General features: G+C 67.4%; 17 protein-coding genes and 1 tRNA gene. 12 read left to right on the top strand and 6 right to left on the bottom strand.

Annotation, left to right across the window (positions count from 1 at the left end; genetic code table 11):
* Positions 1-467 precede the first annotated feature (467 nt).
* Together RWR81_RS04620 and RWR81_RS04615 are read left to right on the top strand one after the other, a co-directional pair.
* Positions 468-725: a GlsB/YeaQ/YmgE family stress response membrane protein gene (locus tag RWR81_RS04620; RefSeq protein WP_314455109.1), complete on the top strand. Its 258-nt coding sequence runs from the start codon at positions 468-470 to the stop codon at positions 723-725.
* A gap of 138 nt (positions 726-863) precedes the next feature.
* On the top strand, positions 864-1,700 hold the full coding sequence (locus tag RWR81_RS04615; RefSeq protein WP_314455103.1) for a hypothetical protein: 837 nt from the start codon (positions 864-866) through the stop codon (positions 1,698-1,700).
* 153 nt (positions 1,701-1,853) lie between these two features.
* Here RWR81_RS04615 and RWR81_RS04610 read toward each other — a convergent pair whose 3' ends face one another.
* Together RWR81_RS04610 and RWR81_RS04605 are read right to left on the bottom strand one after the other, a co-directional pair.
* Positions 1,854-2,690, bottom strand: coding sequence for a hypothetical protein (locus RWR81_RS04610; RefSeq protein ID WP_314455100.1), 837 nt, complete (start codon positions 2,688-2,690; stop codon positions 1,854-1,856).
* A gap of 266 nt (positions 2,691-2,956) precedes the next feature.
* Positions 2,957-3,030 (bottom strand) — tRNA-Lys (locus tag RWR81_RS04605).
* Positions 3,031-3,317: 287 nt separating this feature from the next.
* Here RWR81_RS04605 and RWR81_RS04600 point away from each other — a divergent pair.
* From RWR81_RS04600 to RWR81_RS04590, 3 genes are all read left to right on the top strand, one after another.
* Positions 3,318-3,980 (top strand): hypothetical protein, encoded by a 663-nt coding sequence (locus RWR81_RS04600; protein ID WP_314455097.1) that lies wholly within the window; start codon positions 3,318-3,320, stop codon positions 3,978-3,980.
* A gap of 259 nt (positions 3,981-4,239) precedes the next feature.
* Entirely contained in the window at positions 4,240-6,975 is a 2,736-nt protein-coding gene (locus tag RWR81_RS04595) for an RNA degradosome polyphosphate kinase (RefSeq protein WP_314455094.1), read from the top strand.
* Between the two features lie 12 nt (positions 6,976-6,987).
* On the top strand, positions 6,988-8,016 hold the full coding sequence (locus RWR81_RS04590) for an NUDIX hydrolase (RefSeq protein ID WP_314455091.1): 1,029 nt from the start codon (positions 6,988-6,990) through the stop codon (positions 8,014-8,016).
* A 24-nt stretch (positions 8,017-8,040) separates the two neighbouring features.
* Here RWR81_RS04590 and RWR81_RS04585 read toward each other — a convergent pair whose 3' ends face one another.
* Positions 8,041-8,316, bottom strand: coding sequence for a cell surface protein (locus RWR81_RS04585; protein WP_314455088.1), 276 nt, complete (start codon positions 8,314-8,316; stop codon positions 8,041-8,043).
* 198 nt (positions 8,317-8,514) lie between these two features.
* On the opposite strand from RWR81_RS04585, the gene pstS reads away from it, so the two are divergent.
* The 4 genes from pstS (at position 8,515) to pstB (ending at position 12,785) form a co-directional block, all read left to right on the top strand.
* Positions 8,515-9,588 (top strand): phosphate ABC transporter substrate-binding protein PstS, encoded by a 1,074-nt coding sequence (pstS, locus tag RWR81_RS04580; protein ID WP_314455086.1) that lies wholly within the window; start codon positions 8,515-8,517, stop codon positions 9,586-9,588.
* A gap of 100 nt (positions 9,589-9,688) precedes the next feature.
* A complete protein-coding gene (gene pstC / locus RWR81_RS04575; protein WP_314455083.1) occupies positions 9,689-10,705 on the top strand; it encodes a phosphate ABC transporter permease subunit PstC in 1,017 nt (338 codons plus the stop codon).
* Position 10,706: 1 nt separating this feature from the next.
* Positions 10,707-11,924: a phosphate ABC transporter permease PstA gene (gene pstA, locus RWR81_RS04570; protein WP_314455080.1), complete on the top strand. Its 1,218-nt coding sequence runs from the start codon at positions 10,707-10,709 to the stop codon at positions 11,922-11,924.
* Positions 11,925-12,005: 81 nt separating this feature from the next.
* A complete protein-coding gene (gene pstB / locus RWR81_RS04565) occupies positions 12,006-12,785 on the top strand; it encodes a phosphate ABC transporter ATP-binding protein PstB (protein WP_314455077.1) in 780 nt (259 codons plus the stop codon).
* A gap of 330 nt (positions 12,786-13,115) precedes the next feature.
* Here the strand turns inward: pstB and RWR81_RS04560 are convergent, their stop codons facing one another.
* The gene (locus tag RWR81_RS04560) at positions 13,116-13,787 is read right to left on the bottom strand and encodes a response regulator transcription factor (protein WP_314455074.1); all 672 of its coding nucleotides are present in this window, start codon (positions 13,785-13,787) and stop codon (positions 13,116-13,118) included.
* Positions 13,788-13,964: 177 nt separating this feature from the next.
* On the opposite strand from RWR81_RS04560, the gene RWR81_RS04555 reads away from it, so the two are divergent.
* The 3 genes from RWR81_RS04555 to RWR81_RS04545 all read left to right on the top strand — a co-directional run bounded on the left by RWR81_RS04555 (position 13,965) and on the right by RWR81_RS04545 (position 16,534).
* Positions 13,965-15,101, top strand: coding sequence for a hypothetical protein (locus RWR81_RS04555; protein ID WP_314455071.1), 1,137 nt, complete (start codon positions 13,965-13,967; stop codon positions 15,099-15,101).
* A gap of 528 nt (positions 15,102-15,629) precedes the next feature.
* Positions 15,630-15,758, top strand: coding sequence for a hypothetical protein (locus tag RWR81_RS04550; RefSeq protein WP_314455068.1), 129 nt, complete (start codon positions 15,630-15,632; stop codon positions 15,756-15,758).
* Entirely contained in the window at positions 15,758-16,534 is a 777-nt protein-coding gene (locus tag RWR81_RS04545; protein WP_314455066.1) for a 4'-phosphopantetheinyl transferase superfamily protein, read from the top strand. The genes RWR81_RS04550 and RWR81_RS04545 overlap by 1 nt, the downstream gene beginning before the upstream one ends.
* A 3-nt stretch (positions 16,535-16,537) precedes the next feature.
* Here the strand turns inward: RWR81_RS04545 and RWR81_RS04540 are convergent, their stop codons facing one another.
* Together RWR81_RS04540 and RWR81_RS04535 are read right to left on the bottom strand one after the other, a co-directional pair.
* The gene (locus RWR81_RS04540; protein WP_314455063.1) at positions 16,538-19,084 is read right to left on the bottom strand and encodes an FtsX-like permease family protein; all 2,547 of its coding nucleotides are present in this window, start codon (positions 19,082-19,084) and stop codon (positions 16,538-16,540) included.
* Positions 19,081-19,854 carry an ABC transporter ATP-binding protein gene (locus RWR81_RS04535; RefSeq protein ID WP_314455060.1) on the bottom strand — a complete coding sequence of 258 codons (774 nt, stop codon included), beginning with the start codon at positions 19,852-19,854 and terminating at the stop codon, positions 19,081-19,083. Before RWR81_RS04535 ends, RWR81_RS04540 begins: the two co-directional genes overlap by 4 nt.
* Between the last annotated feature and the right edge of the window lie 23 nt (positions 19,855-19,877).

Genomic DNA, 19,877 nt, shown 5'->3' with positions numbered 1-19,877 from the left:
GGCCTCCACCGGGCGGCCGGGGCACGGCCACGGTCGCGGTGAACCCGGCCATGTCGAGCCCGCCCGTGGCGGGCGCGGACATGGGGCCAAGCGACGTGGCGGGCGGGGCGCCGGCCGATCCGCCGGTAAGGAAGGTGGTACCAGGCAGGGCAGTCATGCAGGCCGCGGTGGACGCAGCGGGAGCAGAAGTGGCTCTCAACGGGGCGGCGCCTCGCGATCGGTTCAGTCCCGGCACGGGCGCCCTTCTGGCAGGCAGGGCTGATACAGAGGGGCGGGGCTGACGGGAGTGACCGGGAATCGAACCGAGCCGGGGCAGGTACCCATGACGGAGGAAGGTGTGGTGACCGGCTCAGGGAAGCTCTCCACCGTCGTCGTGAAGGGCAGGAGGATCGCTCGCTATCCTGAAACAATGATCGCTGTGATCATCGACATGCCACCCAATCCGAAGGAGATACCTCGTGTTCAACATCCTTGCGCTCGCTGGAATGATCGTCCCCGGAGCCATTGTCGGTGGTCTGGCCCTGCTGCTCCTGAGGGGGAAACAGAACATCTCGCTGCTGTGGACCATCGTGCTGGGGATGGTCGGTGCCGTCGTCGGTAGGATCGTGGCCGGCTTCTTCGGCGTCGCTGTGACGCCGGGTATTGACTGGATCAGGTGGGGACTGTCGATCGTTGCGGCCATGATCGCGATCTCCATCTACCTGGCCGTCACCGGTCGGAAGTAGGCCTGGGAGATCCTCCACCGGGCTCCTGGCCGTGCAGGAGCGGGGTACCGGTGCTACGGTCGAGCGGCTGACGGCGACCGGGAAAAGCGAGTGGAGATGATGTCGGTGCACCTTTCGCGACGCGCTCTGACTGGAGCGATGGCGGGCCTGCTTCTGGGCGGATGCACTCTCCGCGGGGCGAGCCAATCGACTGCGCCCTCCAGCTCTCGGTCACGAAGGCCCGGAGCCTCCCCGAGCCTTCGTCCGACGTCGGGTGATCTGTCGGCCCCTATCTCGTTCTCCTACACCGACTCCGACGACGAGACCTCCAGCTGCATCTTTTACGCGGCCATCGATGCGCCGGTCGGCCTGGTCACCTACCTCGACGGCGACGGACAGCCGTTCCACGATCAGGGCGGCCAGGGTGAGAGGGGACGTGGCGGTCTGACCGGCGTCGGAGGAGTCGTCGAGGCTGCTGGTGCCCGCGGGTACGACGTCGTCTCGGTGCGCGCGCCCGGCGATGATGACGCCTGGTGGCTGGACGGCCAGGACGCGAAAGTCCGCTACCTGGAGGAGGTTCTCGACTATGTGTCGGTCGAGTGCGGAGCCAATCTGGATCAATTGTGGCTCGTGGGTTACTCCGGCGGCTCGGAGTTCATCAGTCAGTGGTTCTTCCCCGCGTATGCCGAGCACATGGTGAACGGGGGTTTCATCCTCTTCGGGGGTGGTGATGCGCCCGAGGAGCGGACGACTTTCTCCGACGTCGCTGAAGAGCGACTCTCGCTGAACTGGGTGACCGGAACGCGTGATGTACCCGATCACAATCCCGACGAGTTCGACGGCATTGGGCGTGCCCGCAACAGCCTGGACTACTACCGTGCGGCGGGCTTCCGCCGCACCTGGAGCGATTGGCCCGACGACGACCACGGCAGCATCGCCGAGACATTCGGCCGCTACGTCGGGCGCGTGCTCGACGCTGCCGCGGACGGAAAATAAGACGAGGCTTCCTCGGAGGGCGGACGGTGAGTCTTCGGAGCAGCCTGTGAAACGTGAGGCTCGGCCGTGAGACCCGGATATGCCCCGGATATGCCGCTGTGGTCGCGTGATCTGTGCTCGCATCCGGCTATCTGGGGATGATCGTCAACCGAGTCAGTCGAACTTCTTGAACTTGAGGATCGTGTTCAGTACCCTCCCCTTGAAGGATTTTGTCCGGTGGGCGAAAGTGAGGGAGTTGTAGAATTCGACGGCCAAGTGTTCTTGATGCCCCAGAATCATCTCCTCCGGCGCCGTCTCAGGGAAGAAAACTCCGAGCTTGATGCGCAGGCCGCCTTTCTTCATCTTGAACTGGTGCATGCCATACATCTTCATGTCGACCGTCTGGTCTGACATGAGAACGCCGTCGCCTGCCATCGCCATTTTCGTGTCGTCATCTAGTGCCGTCGGCTTTTCTGCTCCGGGGTGGATGAAGAGCTTCTGGTAAGTGGGCTCGCCGTACTGGCCGACCATCTCCATGACTTCCTGCCCACCATGGACGCCGGCAAACACGAAGTGCTCAGGGTGGATCTTGAATGGCAGTGCCGGATCGGTCATCTTGTTCAGGGACTGGTTGAAGGCCAGGAAGTCCCCCAGGGTTAGACCGTCCACATCCACCTCAACGTAGGCGGGCTGCAGGTTCCGTCCCTTCACGGTGTTTGCCACAATTGTGCGCCACATCTCATCCGACTCGACCAGCTTTGATTCGTAAAGCCTGAGGATACTGTCCTTCCCGAGTGTCAGCTTGGTTTCGATCAGTGCTTCTTTTGCGGACTCAAACGGCAGTGCCAGCAGGTCCTCTGGTGAGATCGGTTGGCCCTTATAGGTGAACTCCGCCCCTAGGTCCGCCATTTCTTGCACGACGTGGTGAGTGCGCTCCAGTTCCTTGGACTCGATCCACTCCCGTGTCAGGGCCTGCCCGTTCAAGGTTATCTTGATTGAAAGGTCTGTCATATCGCTTAGCTTGATCTCTTGTGTTATGGCTGTGGCGTGGTGAGTGAATTCATCGTAGAGAGAAGGTGCGGTCCTCTGTCGACTGCGCCGTTCAGCGTGTCTTGCGCAAGGCGCGGGTGATTTCAGGAACTGTGGCGGAGCTGGTGTGAAGACCTTCGGTCCTGTTCCTGCCTCGTCATGCTGTGCCCCGGCCGAGTGGGATGGCAAGTGAAAGGAGCTGGTGACCCGCGACCTTCTGAAGGTAGGGGCTGTCGCGAAAGCGGCGGTACCCCCTGTGGGGCTCGAACCCACGACCTTCGGATTAAAAGTCCGCAGCTCTGACCAACTGAGCTAAGGGGGCGTGCCGACGACCGGAATCGGAGTCGCAGACGCCGTCGGCAGGGGCAAGCATAGCCGGACAACCGACCATCGTGTCGAACTCGCCGCGCCGCCGGCCAGCGTTGCCCATGTTCTCGCTGGTGCGTGCCGGTTCGAGCGGTCTGCCGGCCCCGGCAGTCCCGTCGTTGCTGACGGGTCGCCTCCGTCGTCGGCTGCACGTGAACCGTTGGGGAGAAGTCTCCCCAGTCGCGAGACAATGGCCCCGTGCGTCGCCGTCGGCGGCGCGCCCGCACCGCGTGAGGAGTCTCCATGGCCCGTCAGTTCCACCGCCCCGCCCGGCTCGACCCCGAGACCGCTGAACAGCTCGAGGGCAGCGCCGACACCGCCGTCGCCTCCGAGCTCGCCCACCGGGCCGCGCAGGCGCTCATCGGGGGCTTCCCCGGCACCGAGGTCGGCGACGACCCCATCACCCGCTCCGGCGTCGTCGCCGCGGTCGCCGCCAACGGCGTCGACGACATCGCTGAGCTGTGGGCCGACTCCCCCGCCACCACCCTGCCTGGCGCCCTGTGGCGCCTGTTCCTCGTGCGGGAATGGATCCGCCGCGACCCCGAGCTCGTCGCCCGCCGCTACGCCACCGTCGTCGACCTCACCGAGGCCGACGATGCCGCCACCGCCCGCCTCGAGGCCGCCCTTGGCGAGGCGCGTCCCGTACCCGCACCCGCTGGGCTGCGTGAGCGTCTCGATGCCCTTCTGGCCGGCGACGTCGAGGCGTCCGTCACTGAGATCGCCCCACTGCTGAGCGCCACCGCCGGATTCCTGCGCGCTCTGGCGGCAGGTTCCAGCCCCGCGTGGATCGAGGACGACACCGACGAGCTCGCCGATCGCGTCACCCGCCGAGACTCCGCCCTCCTGGCCACCGCCGACGAGCTCACCGACTCCGCCCGCCGCGCGGCCGCAGGCCTCCTCGACTGAGAGGACCTTGTGTGAGGGCTATCCGAGCGCGGGATGTCCAAATCTGCCGCAAAGGACGTGGGCGTACTGAGGGGAGTGAAATGAAACCCCATGATTCCGCGGTTCCGTTGGAGGCATGAACAGTGTGCCGGCTCCTTTGCGGCAGATTTGGACACGACCGGAACCATCGGCGAGATCATGAGCACTGCGCCGCGCGTATTCGCCGAACAGGAGCGGACCACCGCCCCACAAGGCCGCCCGGACGTGGGACCATGTGGCTATGACCAACGACGCGCACCACTCCGCCCCCACGCCGCTCTCCCGCTTCCTGGGCGGGTGGATGCGTCACCCGAGCCCCCAGGAGCCCGAGCAGGTGTCCGACGACGTCGAGGAGGCCGAGAGCCAGGGTGAGTCTGCTGGTGTCCCGGCCTCTCCCGGCGGATCGCTCACCGACAATGAGAGCCCCGAGGGGCACAACGCCGCCGGACGCCTCGAGCAGCCCGACGACTCCGAGGGCGTCGAGGAGGAGCATGTCATCGAGGTCGCCGACCCGCGTGACTTCGCCGACGACTCCGGCCCCCAGTACGAGGACGAGGACTTCGACGAGATCGTCGACGGTGAGACCGTCCCGGCCCCCGGTCCCGTCGGCACCGCGACTCCCGCCATAGCCCCCTCTGGTGCCACCACCGCCGGCTCGCGGTCCGTACCTGCCGGGGCCGAGACTCTGGCGACGCCGTCGACCGCGACGCTGGGGGAACGAAGCACGGCCGTACCCGGCAGCGCCGCCAGCTCAGGCCACGCCGTCAGCCCCGGCAGTGCCGCATCCTCAGTCTCTTCGCTGAGCTCGGCCAGTGCGGTCTCAGCCGCCTCCGCCGACTCCGCCCAGGTCGACCCCGAGGACCTCCTGCCGCCCCTGAAGTCCTTCCCCAACCGCTTCATCGACCGGGAGCTGACCTGGCTGGACTTCAACGAGCGCGTCCTGGAGCAGGCTGAGGACCGCACCCTGCCCCTGCTGGAGCGCGCCTGGTTCCTGGCGATCTTCTCCTCCAACCTGGATGAGTTCTACATGGTGCGCGTCGCCGGGCTTATGCGCCGTATCAAGGCCGGCATCACCCCGGTGCGCGCCTCCGGTCTGGACGCCAATCAGGTCTTGGCCCAGGTCACCTGCCGCGCCAAGGAGCTCACCGCCCGCCAGGCCAGCCTCTTCCAGGAGGACATCCGCCCCGCCCTGGCCGAGCACAACGTGAACGTCCTGGGCTGGGACGAGCTCAATTCCGACCAGCAGGAGCGCCTGACCCGCTACTTCCGCCACCAGATCTATCCGGTCCTCACTCCGCTGGCGGTCGACCCCTCCCATCCCTTCCCCTACATCTCGGGCCTGTCCCTCAACCTCGCCGTCATCCTGCGAAACCCGCGCAGCGGCAAGGAGCACTTCGCCCGCGTCAAGGTACCCGACTCCCTGCCGCGCCTGGTCCAGGTCCCCGGCCGCGAGCTCGACGCCGCGGACAAGGCCGCCGGCTGCGCCGTCATTCCCCTCGAGGTCGTCATCGGCCAGCACCTCGACCACCTCTTCCCAGGTATGGACATCCTGGAGCGCCATCTCTTCCGGGTCACCCGCAACGAGGACCTCGAGGTTGAGGAGGACGACGCCGAGAACCTCCTCAAGGCCATGGAGAAGGAGCTCGAGCGGCGCCGTTTCGGCGACTGCGTGCGCCTGGAGGTGGAGAACACCATCTCCTCCTTCACCCGCCGCTACCTGGTGCGCGCCCTGGGGCTCAAGGCCGACGACGTCTTCGAGCTCCCCGCGCCCCTGGACCTGACCTGCCTCAACCAGCTCCACGACCTGGACATCCCCGATCTGAAGTACCCGCGCTTCGTGCCGGTGACGGCCGCGGGCCTGGCCGCCTACGAGTCCTCCTCGGCGCCGGACGTCTTCGCCGCCATGCGTGAGCACGACGTCCTCCTGCACCACCCCTACGACTCCTTCTCCACCTCCGTCCAGGAGTTCGTGGCTCAGGCGGCCGCAGACCCCAAGGTCCTGGCCATCAAGCAGACCCTCTACCGCACCTCCGGCGACTCCCCGATCGTGGACGCCCTCATCGAGGCCGCCGAGGCCGGTAAGCAGGTCGTTGCCATCGTGGAGATCAAGGCCCGTTTCGATGAGGAGGCCAACATCTCCTGGGCTCGAAAGCTCGAGCGCGCCGGCGTCCACGTCGTCTACGGAATGGTCGGCCTCAAGACGCACTGCAAGCTGCTGCTCGTCGTGCGCCAGGAGTCCGACGGCCTGCGCCGTTACTGCCACGTCGGCACCGGCAACTACCACCCCAAGACCGCCCGTGGCTACGAGGATCTGGGCCTGCTGACCTGCGACCGCGATGTCGCCCAGGACCTGACCACCCTGTTCAACCAGCTCTCCGGCTACGCCCCGCGCGCCCGCTTCCGCCGCCTGCTCGTGGCGCCCCGCAGCCTGCGTGATGGACTCGTTGAGCGCATCGAGCAGGAGATCGCCAACCACCGGGCCGGCCTGCCCGCCTGGATCCGCATCAAGGTCAACTCCATCGTCGACGAGACCGTCATCGACGCCCTCTACCGCGCCTCGCGGGCCGGAGTGAAGGTCGACATCGTCGTGCGCGGCATCTGCGGCCTGCGCGCTGGCGTCGAGGGCCTCAGCGAGAACATCCGCGTGCGCTCGATCCTGGGGCGCTTCCTGGAGCACTCGCGCATCTACGCCTTCGCCGGCGGCGGCCAGACCGAGCTGTTCATCGGCTCGGCCGACCTCATGCACCGCAACCTCGACCGCCGCGTCGAGGCCCTGGTGCGCATCACCGACCCCGCCATGGTCGAGGACCTCGAGTGGCTGGTGACCCACTGCGCCTCCGACGACGTCGCCTCCTGGCACCTTCAAACCGACGGCTCCTGGGAGCGTCACCTCGTTGACGCGCAGGGCAACCGCCTCGAGGACATCCAGGACAGCCTCATGGCCCGGGCGCGCTCGCGCGTCAAGGGTCGGCACTGAGACGGCAGTGCCATGAGTCCGTCCAGCAGGAAGAACAGCTCGCGCGAGACCGTGAAGGCCGCCGGCGCCCTCGTGTGGCGAGAAAGAGGCAAGCACCTCGAGGTGCTCCTGGTCCACCGCCCCCGCTACGACGACTGGTCCATCCCCAAGGGCAAGGTCGATCCCTGCGAGTCCGTGCGTACCTGCGCGGTACGTGAGGTCGCCGAGGAGACCGGCGTCCAGGTGATCCTGGGCCAGCCCCTCAGCCGCGTGCGCTACAAGATCGCCGACGGCTCCCGCAAGGAGGTCCACTACTGGGCCGCCCGCGTCGCCCCCGACTCCTCGGCCGCCGTCGCCGCCCGCGCCGCTGTCACGCCCGCCTCCACCAAGGAGATCGACGCCGTCGAGTGGCTTCGCGTGGGGCAGGCCCGCAAGCGCATGACCTATTCCTACGACCGCGACCTGCTCGGCGAGCTCGTCGACCTGTGGGAGGACGGCAAGCTCGACACCTGGACCCTGGTCCTCGTACGCCACGGCCGAGCCGTCAAGCGCTCGGTGTGGGATCGTCCCAAGGAGCGGGACAAGGAGACCGACGAGGCCACCCGCCCCCTGACCCACGACCAGGGCGAGACCCGGGCCCGTGCCCTCGTCCCGATCCTGTCCGCCTACGGGGCGGGGCGCGTCATCACCAGCCCCTGGAAACGCTGCATGGACACGGTCGCCCCCTATGCCAAGGCCTCAGGCCTCACGCTGGAGAAGGCCGGTGCCCTGACCGAGATGGCCCACGCGAAGAACCCCAAGGGCGTGCGCTCCGTGGTCAAGAAGGTCCTGAGCGTGCGCGAGGAGCCGACGGCGCTGTGCACTCACCGGCCCGTTCTGCCCACCATCATGGAGGTCGTCTCCCAGTACGCCCCCGGCAAGCTCCTGCGCTCCGTGCCTGATAGGGACCCCTGGCTCAAGACCGGGGAGATCCTCGTGGTCCACATGGCCCGCCGCCCTCGTGGCAGGATCCGCGCCGTCGCCATCGAGAAGCAGCGCCCCGTCCTGTCCGAGGGCCGCTGACCGATGCCCAGGGGCATGCCGTGGTCACTCCGCTTGCGAGCGGGGCCTGCGCCATGCCATGAAGACGAGAACGTCAAGGGCCAGGAGGCCGAGCAGCGAGGCGTGCGCGGCGAACCAGAGCGGAATGGCGTGGGGCAGTAACTGATTGGGGTCGAAACCATGCTCCTCGGCACGGTTGACCGTAATGCTGTCAGCAATGCTCCACAGCACGTAGAAGCTGATGATTGCGACATTGAGCGCTGTGAGCGCACAGAAGAACGCCGTGCGCGAAGAGATAGTGAGGCTTTTGTCGTGCGCCATGCTGATATCCCTTTTCGTGAGTTGCCGCCTATCACGCACCGTATCAAATGGTGACGCTCCTCACAGAGGGTGTTTACCAACCGTTTACCCCGGTCACCCGGAACCTTCATCCGGGGCGCCTATCGTGACCGCTGCCTGACAATCACCCGGTATCCGACTGAACCCCTTCGACCCCTTCTGACTGAGCGAGGAGAGCCTGTGCTCCTGACCCGTCGCGGCGTCCTGAGCGCCCTGAGCGCGGCCGCCCTGACCGTGCTGACCGCCTGCGGGCGCGACGCCGGTGCTGCCGACCCCAACGCCTCCAGCGACCTGGTGGGGCAGATCCGCGGCGCGGGCGCCACCTCCCAGTCCGACGCACAGGACGCCTGGATGAACGCCTTCATGGGCGCCAACCTGCGCGCCACCGTCGACTACGCCGGCGGTGGCTCCGGGGCCGGACGCACCAAGCTCGTCGAGGGCGCCGTCGACTTCGCCGGAACCGACACCCCCATGACCACTGACGAGATCAGCAGGATCGGCGGCGTCGTCGAACTGCCCCTCTACATCTCCCCGATCGCCGTGGCCTACAACCTACCCGGCTTCACCGGGGAGTCTCACGTCAAGATGACCGGCGAGGTCCTCGCCAAGGTCCTCTCCGGCGCCATCACCCGTTGGAACGACCCCGCCTTGACGGCCCTCAATCCCGGTGCCGCCCTGCCGAATCAGCGGATCATCGTCGTCGGCCGTTCCGACGACTCCGGCACCACCAAGGCTCTGACCACCTACCTGGCCACCGTCGCCCCCGAGGTGTGGGCCCACGAGCCCGAGGAGACCTGGCCGCTGCGCGGCGGCCAGTCCGGCGACGGCACGGCCGGCATGATCCAGACCGTCTCCGCGGCCACTGGCACCATCGGCTACGCCGACGCCTCCAAGGTCCCCGCCACCCTGGGAACCGTTGCCGTCGGCAGCAACGGGGCCTACGTGCCCGTCTCCGCCGACGCCGCGGCCACCGCCCTCGACGCCGCCACCCTGGGCGCCGAGGCCGACGAGACCCGCCTGCTCTACACGCCCAGTTACGACGCCGACGGCGCCTACCCCATTGTCCTGGTCTCCTACCTCGCCGCCCGCCTGAGCTACACCGACGCCCAGGTCGCCGCCGTCGTCAAGGCGTACCTGCGCTTCGCTGCCTCCACCAAGGGGCAGGACGCCTCGTCCAAGGCCACCGGCTGCGCCCTCATCACCCGCCAGATGCGCGAGACGATCAACGCCGCCATCGACAGGATCGGCGCCTGAGCCGGCCGGCCAACCGCCACGACGCCGCACCGAACCGCACATGTCCAGCCAGCATCCACCCACCCAGCCGCCGCCCCAGACACCCCGAGGAGGGTCAGCCGTGGCCAGCACCACCGCACCGTCGTCGTCGGCCCCACCGCCCGGTGCCACGACCGCGCCCAGCAGCGCCGACGACGTCGCCATCCAGCCCGGGAAGGCCCCCGGGCAGACCGGCAACCGGATCTTCACCGGACTGTCCTTCGGGGCCGGCACCCTCATCATGGTGGTGCTCGCCCTCGTGGCCGCCTTTCTCATCCGGGAGGCCCTGCCTGCCTTGACGGCCTCGCGCGAGACGCTGGAGTCGGTCTCCTTCATGCGCGAGAGCAGCCTGTGGGGCTACGTGGCCCCACTCGTCTTCGGCACGCTGCTGTCCTCGACCATCGCCCTGGGCGTCGCGGTGCCGCTGAGCATTGGGGTGGCCTTGTTCATCTCCCACTTCGCCCCGCGGCGTCTGGCCCAGGCCTTGGGCTACATGGTGGACCTGCTGGCAGCGATCCCCTCGGTGGTCGTCGGCCTGTGGGGCTTCCTGTGGCTGGTGCCCCTGCTCGACCCCATCAACACCTGGCTGAGCGACACCCTCGGCTTCATCCCGCTGTTCGCCGACTACACGGCCCCGGCCAAGAACATCACCACCGCCTCGCTGGTCCTGGCCGTCATGATCCTGCCGATCATCACCGCCACCATCCGCGAGATCTTCCTCCAGACGCCGACGCTTCAGGAGGAGGCCTCCCTGGCCCTGGGCGCCACTCGCTACGAGATGATCCGTCAGGCCGTCCTGCCCTTCGGCCGCTCCGGCATCATCTCCGCCTCCATGCTGGGGCTTGGGCGCGCTCTGGGTGAGACCATGGCCGTCCTCATGATCCTCTCGCCCGGCATGGGGCTGAACCTCCGTGTCCTCCAGGCCGGCCAGCACCAGACCATCGCCGCCAACATCGCCTCGCAGTTCCGCGAGGCCTACGGGCTGAGCGTCAACGTGCTCATCGCCACCGGCCTGGTCCTGTTCATCATCACCTTCGCGGTCAACTCCCTGGCGCGGTGGATCATCGCACGCCGCTCCGAGTTCTCAGGAGCCAGCTGACATGACGCCCACGAACACGCCCGAGCCCACCGCCAAGGCCGCTTCCGACGGCGCGGCCTCCCACCCCGACTCGGCCGCCGGTTCCGCTGGCGCTTCCGGCGCCCCCGCGCCCACGTCCCTCAAGGCAGCGCTCGCGGCCGCCGAGGCCCCGGCCGCTCCCGTCGACCCTCTGGCCGACCCGCCCTCCATCGAGGGCGTGCCCCTGACCTCATACCGCCTGCCCGACTGGTTCATCTGGGCGGCGCTGGGAGCCGCGTTCGTCGTCGTTGGCGGGATCGGCCTGCTGGCCGGATGGAGCATCGCCGCCGTCGTCACCCTGACCGCCCTGGTGTGGGTGGTGGGTGCCACGGCCGTCTCCTGGGTGCGCGAGGGCGATCGCTGGGGCCGCAACACCCTGGTGACCCTCCTCATCTACCTGTCCTTCGCCATCGTCATGGTGCCGCTGGTCTCCCTGGTGTGGATGGTCCTGTCCGGCGGCTCGGCCCGCTTCGGCTACGACTTCCTGACCACGAACATGCGTGGCGCCGACGCCTCCAACGGCGGCTTCTACCACGGTATCGTCGGCACCCTCCAGATCACCGGGATCGCCACCCTCATCTCAGTACCCCTGGGGCTGTTCACCGCCGTCTTCCTCGTGGAGTACAACGGCGGCTGGATCGCCCGGGCCATCACCTTCCTCGTCGACGTCATGACCGGTATTCCCTCGATCGTGGCCGGGCTGTTCGCCTACTCGATCTTCCTCCTCGCGGCCGGCCCCCGCTACCAGGCCGGCATCATCGGGGCCGTCGCCCTGAGCGTCCTCATGACGCCGGTGGTCATCCGCGGCGTGGAGGAGATGCTCAAGCTCGTCCCCTCCCACCTGCGTGAGGCCTCCTACGCGCTGGGCGTGCCCAAGTGGCTCACCATCGTCAAGGTCGTGCTGCGCACCGCGGTGGCCGGCATCACCACCTCCGTCATGATCGCCATCGCCCGCGTCATCGGCGAGACCGCCCCGCTGCTCATCACCGTGGGTCTGACGATCCGCACCAACACCAACCCGCTGGACGGTTCCATGTCCACCCTGCCGGTACTCGTCTACGACCAGTACTCCCGCGGGGAGGCCGCCGCCATGGAGCGGGCCTGGGCCGGGGCGCTGACTCTCATCATCCTGGTCATGCTGCTCAACCTCGCGGCCCGCCTCATCTCCACGTACTTCAGCCCCAAGGGCGGTAGGCGTTGAGCCCCGCCGGAGTCGCCGGGCCCACCGAGCCCGCAGCGCCACCAGAGCCCACCACCGTTCACCTCAGGTAAAGGAACCGACGTGTCCAAGCGCATCGACGTCATCGGCGAGAACATCTACTACGGCGACTTCCTGGCCGTGAAGGACGTCAACGTCGTCATCGAGCCCAAGTCCGTCACCGCCCTCATCGGCCCCTCCGGCTGTGGGAAGTCCACCTTCCTGCGCACCCTCAACCGCATGCACGAGACCATCCCCGGCGCCCGCGTCGAGGGCCAGGTCATCGTTGACGGCGTCAACCTCTACGGACCCGGCGTCGACGCCGTCCAGGTGCGCCGAGCCATCGGCATGGTCTTCCAGCGGCCCAACCCGTTCCCCACCATGTCCATCGCCGAGAACGTCCTGGCCGGGGTGCGCCTCAACAACCGCCGCATCAAGAAGTCCGACGCCGACGATCTGGTGGAGGCCTCCCTGCGCGGGGCCAACCTGTGGGACGAGGTCAAGGAACGCCTGGACCGTCCCGGACTGGGCCTGTCCGGCGGCCAGCAGCAGCGCCTGTGCATCGCCCGAGCCATTGCGGTCAAGCCCGCCGTCCTGCTCATGGACGAGCCCTGCTCCGCCCTGGACCCCATCTCCACGCTCGCCATCGAGGACCTCATCTCCGAGCTCAAGACGGACTACACGATCGTCATCGTCACTCACAACATGCAGCAGGCCTCACGCGTGAGCGACATGACCGGCTTCTTCAACCTGGAGGCCACCGGCAAGCCGGGCCACCTCGTCGAGTACGACTCCACCGACAAGATCTTCTCCGCACCCAGCCAGCAGGCCACTGAGGACTACATCTCCGGCCGCTTCGGCTGAGCCCTCCCGGCCTTCTCGCCGAGCCGGTCGCGTTTGGCGTAGCCCTACCGTTTTCCGCCCGGTCACGCGAGAGATGCCCGGCTCGGCGTCGAGGGTGGGGCAAGGAGGAGGTGAGGACGTCGGGCCGGAGAGCGCCAGTCGGCGCGAATGCCGCTCGCGGCGGCTTGAGTTGGAGCCCGGGGCCCGTCACGACCCGACGTCGCCAAGAAGTGTACAGGTCCGCTCCATGTCGGTCGCGCCGGTCTCCGTCCAAGGGTCGGGTGCCCCTCATCCGCCTGAGACCTGGCCCCTGACCCGTCCTGCTCCCGGTCTTCTCCGAGGCCAGTGCTGTCAGGTCTCCTCGGGGGCGTCCAACCGGTAGCCGACATTGCGGACCGTGCCAATGAGATGGTCGTGCTCGGTGCCGAGCTTGGCTCGCAGCCGGCGAATATGGACATCCACCGTGCGAGAGCCGCCGATGTAGTCCTCGCCCCATACCTGGTGGAGGAGCGCGTCGCGGGTCAATACCCGTCCCTGATTGGCGGCCAGGAACCTCAGCAACTCGAACTCCTTGTAGGTCAGGTCCAGGATCGCCCCGCGCAGACGGGCCGTGTAAGCGGTGACGTCGATGACGAGGTCACCGATGTCGATGCGGTCGTCGTCGGCCTCGGACACCACCGGGACGTGGGCGCGCAACAGCCGCAGCCGGGCCGACAACTCTGCGGGCTCGGCGTTGGACATGACGAAGTCGGCGGCTCCCCAGTCGATCTGGACCGCCGCGGCTCCGCCCTCCTCCAGGATGAGGATGATGGGCGGGCAATCCATGGGGCCGGTGAAAAGCTGGCACAGGGCTCGAGCCCGAGTCAGGTCCCCACGCGCATCGATCATGACGACGTCGGCGTTGTCCACCTCCACGTAGGAGGCCGGGATCGGGGGAAGGCATTCCACCTGGGAGTCGAGGAAGGAGGCCGCGGGAAGAACGTCGGTGGCATCGTTGTCATGAGTGAACATGATGATCCGCATGGCTGCTCCTTTCCGGGGCTCTCGACCGGTCTCACCGGTGCAGACGATACTGAGCAACGGCGATTCTGTCGGGGGTAAGTCAACCACACCCAGCCAAAGGTGAGATCCTCAGAGTGAGAACTGACCGGATAGGAAGACGTCGGAGCCGGAGGTCACCCGCCGCCCGGGTGTGCGACGATGCGTGCTGTGACTACCGACCACCGACGAGCCCAGCCGGCCGCGCGCACCCGCGGGGCCGTCGGCCACTCTCACGTTGATCCCAGTGATGCGGTCGTGCCGACGACGGCCGTGGACGTTCGTGGCCCAATGGACTGGGCCGGCGTCATCGGCGGGGGCGACTCCGGTGGCTCCACACGGTCGGCCGGCTCGGCGCGCTCAGCCCGTTCGGCCGGCTCTGGTGACTCGGCCGACTCTCCCGACACCCCGGCTTCGGCCCGTTCGGCAGATTCGCAGGACACCCTCGACATCGCCGAGGATCTCGGCTATGCCACCCGCCGGGCCTCCAATCGGCCTAAGGATCCGGGCCTGGTGGACCCGGCCTGGACCCGGCTGGCCTTCGCGGGGCTGGTACCGCTACTGCTGGCGGTCGGCTCGGTCCTGCCCGGTTGGGTGAGGATGATCCTCATGATCGTCCTGGTTCCGGTCGCCGCCCAGGGCTGGCCCGCGCTCGTGCGTGCCCGGCACGATCTCGGGGCCACCATCGTCATGACGATCAGTGGACTGTCCGCCGCAGCCAGTGTCCACCTCCGTGACGACATGGGGATGGCAGGCCTGGTCATGGCCTTCTCGATCCTGGTGGCTTTCGTCGGCCAGATGCTGCGGCGCGACGGCCGGCACGACCTTGTGGAGGACCTGTCCTCAACGGTCGCGGGCTGCCTCGTGGTGGTCTCCGGCTCGGCCTGGTGCGCTCTGGAGCCGGGGCTGGCCGACCCCGCCGTCGTCGTGCCCACCTGCTTGGCGCTGTTCGTTGGTGCCATCTTGACCGTTCTCAACGTGCGTGCACGGATACTGGAGGCGCTCACCGTCACGCTCCCGGCGCTGCTCGCCGGCGGCGCCGGCTACGTGCTGGCCGCGGCCGGCTTCTTCGGGCTGTCCCACATCAGCACGACGACGGCACTGCAAAGCGCCGTTGCCTGTGTCATCGTCGGTTTCGTGGCCGGGGTACTCATGGCGGCCGGCAACCGGGTCCTGTGGACCCACCGGTGGGTGCCCGGTGGGCGGGCGGCAGTGGCCTCCGCGCTCGTGCCGATCCTGTCGGTAGGAGTCCCGGTCTACTCGATCGCCCGGCTCATGGGTGGTTTCCTCGCCGGATGACGGTCGTTGCTACCCCGGTGCCCGTTGTCGTATCCGAAGAGGAGCGCCTAGCCCTCTGGGCCCACGAGACCGTACTTCACGGTGCGCGCTTGAGGTTGCAGGATCACGCGCGAGCAGACCGTGGTTCGGGGCGGTCTTTGATCATGACGACTGCCCGCCGGCTCTGGTGCTGCCGCGGTGCCCGGGTGCCGGGCTGCGGTCCGGTCCGTCGTACTGACAAGGGGGGAAGCCCCTTCGGCGCTCAGCGACACGTCAGAAGATGCACAGAGCGGAGCGGCTGAGCGGTGGGGGAGCACCTCATCGGATAGGGTGGGGAAGTGACCATCATGGAGACATGTCGTTGTGTGTCATCCTGACCGTATGCTCGGGGAGCGGGGCGGTTGTACGTGTCATTGCCGGTGCTCTGGGGCCGCGGGCGCTCCTCGGCGCCTTTCTGCGCCCGGCCGAGCGTACCGAATGCGCATAGGGGAGCCGACCGAGTGCCATGGGTGTGGCTGGCGCGCTCATCGTCCCCGTAGGGCGGCCTCGTTGCTCGAACTGCTGACCGTTGCGGATGGCTGCGCGTGCCATCTGGAAGTGAGCGCCGAGAGACTCGGTACCCGCACGATGAACGACGCGGAGACCGACGAACCCGTCATTAACCTGGTGGAGACCTGATGGGAGCGGTGCTGCGGCTGCTGAGCTCGATCGTGCCGTCGTCGGTGGTGGTGGTTGAGACCGGATCCGACATCCAGGGGCACCTATACCCGGCCGAGCGGGACTATATCGCCCGGGCTGTGCGCAAGCGGCGCGCAGAGTTCACTACGGTGCGGTACTGCGCCGAACGGGCGCTGGGTGCTCTCGGGTATGCGCGCCCGGTCCAGGTCCCGGGCCCGCGCGGTGAACCGGCCTGGCCCCAGGGCGTGGTCGGCTCCATGACCCATTGCGCCGGTTACCGGGCGGTGGCGGTGGCGCTGGACGCAGCTGTAGACGCGATCGGCATCGACGCCGAGCCCAATGCTCCACTCTCCGACGATGTACTGAGGCTGGTGGCGTCGCCCGAGGAGGCCCGCAGGTGTGCCCTTCTGTCCGCTCAGCACCCGGGGGTGCACTTCGACTGCCTGCTCTTCTCCATCAAGGAGAGCATGTACAAGGCGTGGTTTCCCAGAGAGGGGGTGTGGCTCGGTTTCGAGGACGCCGATGTCACGATCGACCCGGAGGGTGCCTTCGGCGTCATCGTGAGGACCCCCGGGGTGGAACGCGCTTGGTACGCGGGACGGTGGAACTGCGTCGACGGTATCCTTGCAAGTTCCCTGGTCGTACCCATCGGGGGCTGGCACAGGACTGGTGCGCCGACCTGGAGCAGGACCGCTCCAGTGGCAGGGGCGCGGCCCTGCAGCACGTCAGCCGGGACTGCAGTCACTGAGCACTCGTCAGAGGTGACAGGTGAATAGTCGTCATTCTCTCTGCCCGATCAGGCTGACGGGATTTCTCCGCAGCACCAGTCTGACCGGCAGCATGACCGAGGGCACACTGACCAGAACGGCACCAACGACAATGGCGACGTAGATGAGTGGTGAGCCCGCTGGGATGACCGATCCGAGGAAACCGATGGATTGGACGACCAGGGGCAGACCTCCGACGACTGTGCCGAGCAGCACGGCGCACACGATCGTCATGAGAACCTCCCAGCGCATGGCGCGTAGGAGCTGTGCCCGCGTCACTCCGACCAACCGCAGCAGTGCGATCTCGCGGCGCCTCACATGAGTGGCGACTACCAGGCTGTTGACGACTGCGATGATGAGGTAGCCCATGATCACCAGCAGACCGAGGAGATTCACCCAAGCGGCCATTGTCGCCTCGGCTCGCGCTGATGCGGCGAATCCTGAACTGTCCGTCGTCGTCATCGCGGGGTAGCTCGCGAGGGACGCGCTCACCCCCGTGGCCGCATCCTCCTGTGAGAGGCCTTCAGCGGCCGAGGCGAGGAGACGCGTCGGTGGGGACACGTGTCCCTGGGCCGCGCTTTGCGGCAGTAGTGCCTGCCCGAGGCCGAGCCCACGCTCGTACAAGGCGACGACCCGAAACTGTGCGGATGTGCCGTCGCCGAGCCTGGCCTCGACGACGTCCCCGACCCCTCGACGCAGCGTCGTGCTGGTCGAACGGTCGAGGGCAATGGTCTCACCCTTCAGGTCCGACAACGATCCCTCCACCACATCCGGGTCGAGCACCTTGTCGACGTCTTGGCCGGAGAGGATGGAGGTACTGAGCTCGGCGACCTCGACGTCTTCGAGGAGGGTGACGGGCACGAAGATCTTGCTGTCGCTGACACCCACAACGCTGTCGGTCTCGGGTGCGTTCTGGACCGCTGAGGACACCTGGGAGTCGATCGGGTCGCCGCCGGAGCCGACGACGACCACGTCCGCCACCACGCCGCGTTCCACCTGCGTTGAGACGGCTCTGGCAAGGGTCGCTTGGCTGTAGACCATCGCCAGGGTGAAGCCCACGGCCAGGACCAGAGGGGTGACCACTGCTCCCATACGGCGAACATCGGCGCGTGAGGACTCGGCCGCCAAGAACCCGCTGGCACCCATGCGTCGTATGGGTGCCGAGATGACGCGCACCATTGGCCCGAGGAGGTAAGGACCGGCCATGGCAACCGCGACGACCAGTACGAGGGCGGCGCTACTGGTGCCTGCTGCTCCGATGTCGTCGTGCAGGAACAGGGGAACGGTCGTGGTCATGGCTCCCAGGATCAGCGTGACCCCTGCTGCCACTGGACGCCAGCCGCCCACTGGGCGCCTGCTCGGAGCCGCGTCCTGTAACGCGGAGACCGGGCTCATGAACGCAGCCCCGTAGGTGACTGCCCATGAGGCGGCCAGGGCGCAGAGCACGATGAGTGCAACGGCGGCAGCACCAGCCCACGGTGTCACCACCAGTTGGAGGGACGATGGCACGACCCCCATCGCCACGAAAGCGCTCCGCAGCAAGGACGCGACCCAGATGCCCAGGGGTGCGCCAATGGCGCCCGCCACCAGGCTCAGAAGACTCACCTCGGTGAAAACCATGGAGATCAACTGCCACGGCGTGGCGCCGAGTGTACGGAAGGTGGCGAACTCGCGCCGGCGGCTGCCAAGCACCAGGCCCATCGTGGAGGCGATGACGAAGAAGGAGATCAGGACGGCCATGCCGCCGAACGAGGTGGCGAGAAGAAGGAGCAATGACTGGCCTTCCGCCACCTCCCGGTGCTCGGCATCCGCCACTCGCTGGCCCGTGCCGACGACGAAGCCATCAGACAGCATGCCTGAGACCGCGGTCTCCATCTGAGTGACGCTCACGCCGTCCGCCGCGCTCAGCAGAAGGGCGTCGTGAGTGGAGGAGTCCTCTAGCAGTGAGTCCATCTGCGCTTCGGTGAGGAATGCCGTGGGAACATCCTGGGCGGCGTCGATCGCGACCAGCCCGACGATGCTGTAGTCCTGGGGAACTCCGTTGACTGACGCAGTGATCACGTCCCCCAGGGCGAGGTGACGACTACGTGCCTCGTCAGTGGTCAGCGCTAGCTCATGGTCGGCCTGTGGTTCTCTGCCCTCGGTGACATGGAAACCTCCCAGGGACGCCGTGGACCACCGGCGTGCCTCGATGCCGTCGCTACTTGCTGATGCTCCGGCGGCCTTGCCCGTCACCCGCATGGTGACCCGGTCGTCCACCACTGCTGAGCCGACCTCCGGGAGCGCCTCGACCTGTTCGACGACCGTCTGAGGAACTCGCACGGTCTCGGGCAGCCGGACGCTCGACAGCATGTCGCTGCCGGGGATCCGCATGGTCTGGTCCCCGACGACGACGGCGTCAACGTTGGCGTAACGTTGAGCCTGTGTTGTTGACCGGAGACCCGACTCAGCGAGATATGCCGCTGCCGACACAAGGATTGCCGAGCACAGCAGCGCGATGAGGGCGCCTGTGAACGCGGATATCCTGCCACGTACGGTTGAGAGTGCGAGCGAGATCACGACTTATCCCCCAGGTGGGTCATCCGGGTCGCGATGGTCTCGACCGAAGCGCCTGACAGTCTGCCCCCCACCTGCCCGTCGGCCAGGAAGAGGACCTCGTCGGCATAGGCCGCCGCGCGGGCGTCGTGCGTCACCATCACCACTGTCTGCCCCATGCGTGACGTCACGATGGTCAGAAGCTCCAGGACCTGTGTTCCGGTCGTCAGATCCAGAGCGCCGGTGGGCTCGTCCGCCATGAGCAGATCGGGGCGTCCGATGAGCGCGCGGGCGATGGCCACGCGTTGCTGCTGCCCGCCGGAGAGCTCGCTCGGACGTCGTTGCAGCAGGTCGGCCATGCCGACCTGGCCGATCACCTCTTGCGCCCACTGATGGTCGACGGGCTTTCCGCTCAGACGCAGCGGCAGGGTGATGTTGTCCTGGACCGTGAGCGTGGGGATGAGGTTATACGCCTGAAAGATGAATCCCACGTGCTCGCGGCGGAAGAGCGTAAGACGGCGCTCGGAGTAGCCCGAGAGATCATGACCGCCGATCATGACCTGCCCTGAGGTGGGGGTGTCCAGCCCCGAGGCGCAGTGGAGGAAGGTGCTCTTTCCTGATCCGGACGGCCCCATGACAGCGGTGAAGGTGCCTGGTTCGAGCCGCAGACTGATGCCCCGCAGCGCGTGCACGTCCCCACCCGGAGATGGGTAGATCTTGGTGGTCTTTATGAGTTCCAGCGCCGCGGTGGGGGAGGAGGTGTGAGAATCGTGTGAACGGGACGATCGCATCATCAAGGCAGTCTCCTCAACGAAGG

It is taken from the genome of uncultured Actinomyces sp., from assembly GCF_963526355.1.
Classification (GTDB): domain Bacteria; phylum Actinomycetota; class Actinomycetes; order Actinomycetales; family Actinomycetaceae; genus Actinomyces.
The sequence above is the reverse complement of the archived record's forward strand: the minus strand, read 5'-3'. Positions and strand labels throughout refer to the sequence as shown.

Excerpts from the sequence above, each read along its gene's own strand:
- RWR81_RS04615 (WP_314455103.1), top strand. The coding sequence starts at position 864 with ATGGCGGGCCTGCTTCTGGGCGGATGCACTCTCCGCGGGGCGAGCCAA.
- RWR81_RS04610 (WP_314455100.1), bottom strand. The coding sequence starts at position 2,690 with ATGACAGACCTTTCAATCAAGATAACCTTGAACGGGCAGGCCCTGACA.
- RWR81_RS04600 (WP_314455097.1), top strand. The coding sequence starts at position 3,318 with ATGGCCCGTCAGTTCCACCGCCCCGCCCGGCTCGACCCCGAGACCGCT.
- RWR81_RS04595 (WP_314455094.1), top strand. The coding sequence starts at position 4,240 with ATGACCAACGACGCGCACCACTCCGCCCCCACGCCGCTCTCCCGCTTC.
- RWR81_RS04590 (WP_314455091.1), top strand. The coding sequence starts at position 6,988 with ATGAGTCCGTCCAGCAGGAAGAACAGCTCGCGCGAGACCGTGAAGGCC.
- RWR81_RS04585 (WP_314455088.1), bottom strand. The coding sequence starts at position 8,316 with ATGGCGCACGACAAAAGCCTCACTATCTCTTCGCGCACGGCGTTCTTC.
- pstA (WP_314455080.1), top strand. The coding sequence starts at position 10,707 with ATGACGCCCACGAACACGCCCGAGCCCACCGCCAAGGCCGCTTCCGAC.
- RWR81_RS04560 (WP_314455074.1), bottom strand. The coding sequence starts at position 13,787 with ATGCGGATCATCATGTTCACTCATGACAACGATGCCACCGACGTTCTT.
- RWR81_RS04555 (WP_314455071.1), top strand. The coding sequence starts at position 13,965 with ATGCGTGCTGTGACTACCGACCACCGACGAGCCCAGCCGGCCGCGCGC.
- RWR81_RS04545 (WP_314455066.1), top strand. The coding sequence starts at position 15,758 with ATGGGAGCGGTGCTGCGGCTGCTGAGCTCGATCGTGCCGTCGTCGGTG.
- RWR81_RS04535 (WP_314455060.1), bottom strand. The coding sequence starts at position 19,854 with ATGATGCGATCGTCCCGTTCACACGATTCTCACACCTCCTCCCCCACC.